Annotated in this window: 1 protein-coding gene; it reads left to right on the top strand. The window is 40.8% G+C overall.

Going from position 1 to position 1318, the window contains the following annotated elements; genetic code table 11:
* Nucleotides 1-247: 247 nt before the first annotated feature.
* Nucleotides 248-1318 (top strand): IS3 family transposase gene (locus tag ACFUK0_RS40190; protein WP_380259048.1). Its coding sequence is split into 2 segments (ribosomal slippage), with 1072 coding nucleotides annotated over them: nucleotides 248-521 and nucleotides 521-1318; the frame shifts between segments, so codons are not numbered across the junction. This gene is flagged as partial in the annotation.

Raw genomic sequence — 1318 nt, 5'->3', positions numbered from 1 at the left:
GCTCTGCATTAGCCGCAAAGCAGATGACAAAAGAGGAATTCGATATGGCTTATACTCAATTGCGAGAGATGAACAGAGAAAATAACAGCAGATCATCTGTAAAGCAAATTATCAATCAGGAGACAGAAGAAGAGTAAAAAACCGCGGCCCCTCGGGACTGACCCCATAAGATGAGACAAATAAAAACACCTTCAAGTTTGAATACGGATGATTGTTATCCGAAATTAGACTTGGAGGTGTTTTTTCTATGGGGACAAGAGTGAGTTATCCGGTTGAAGTGAAACAGAAGGCTGTAGAAATGAGATTGGCAGGCGTACCTATGAAAGAGATCATGCAGGAGTTGAATATCAAAAATAATACGCAGATTAAGACATGGGTCAGATGGTATAAGGCTGGTGATACACATCGATTTGAACAGCCTGTTGGTAAGCAATACACTTATGGAAAAGGTCCGGAGTATTCTTCCGAATTAGAGAAACTGCAGGCAGAGAATCGATATCTGAGACAACAGAATGAAGTGTTAAAAAAGTACAACGAATTGGAAAGGAAGTTGATAGCCAAACGTCAGTCGAACTTGTAGAAGAATTGCACAGCACAATGACCGTGCAGGATATCTGTATTCATTTAGGTATCTCTCGCTCGTCTTATTATCGTTGGAAGAAGAATCTGAAGAAAGATCATCCAAAGCGCCATTTAGAAAAACAAATCGGCACGTTGTGCCGAGAGCACCAGTATCGATATGGATATCGAAAAATCACAGCTATATTAAAAAAGAGAATGTGTATTAACCATAAAACGGTTCAGCGTATTATGCAGAAAAATCAGTGGCAGTGCCGGGTTAAGGTGAAAAAGCGCAAGAAGAATGGGCAGCCATATGCCGTGGTCGACAATATATTAGATCGGAACTTTCAGTCTGATCATCCTCTTGAAAAACTAGTAACAGACATCACGTATTTGCCTTATGGACAGAAACAATTGTACCTTTCCAGTATATTGGATGTATATAATGGAGAAGTGATTGCTTTTACGATTGGAGATAAGCAGGACACAGACTTTGTCTTACACACACTTGATCAACTGCCAACACTGCCTGAGAACTGCGTGTTACATAGTGACCAAGGATCTGTGTATACATCTTACGAGTATCAGAAAGCTGTTAAAACAAAAGGCATTACCATGAGCATGTCCCGCAAAGGGACACCCGCTGATAATGCCTCCATCGAATCGTTTCATTCCTCACTAAAGTCTGAAACGTTCTATCTTAACAGCATTGATCGAACCACGACCGCCATCGTAGAACGCACTGTCATAGAATACA

The organism is Kitasatospora sp. NPDC057223 (genome assembly GCF_042669755.1).
In the GTDB taxonomy this organism is placed as follows: domain Bacteria; phylum Actinomycetota; class Actinomycetes; order Streptomycetales; family Streptomycetaceae; genus Kitasatospora.
The sequence above is the reverse complement of the archived record's forward strand: the minus strand, read 5'-3'. Positions and strand labels throughout refer to the sequence as shown.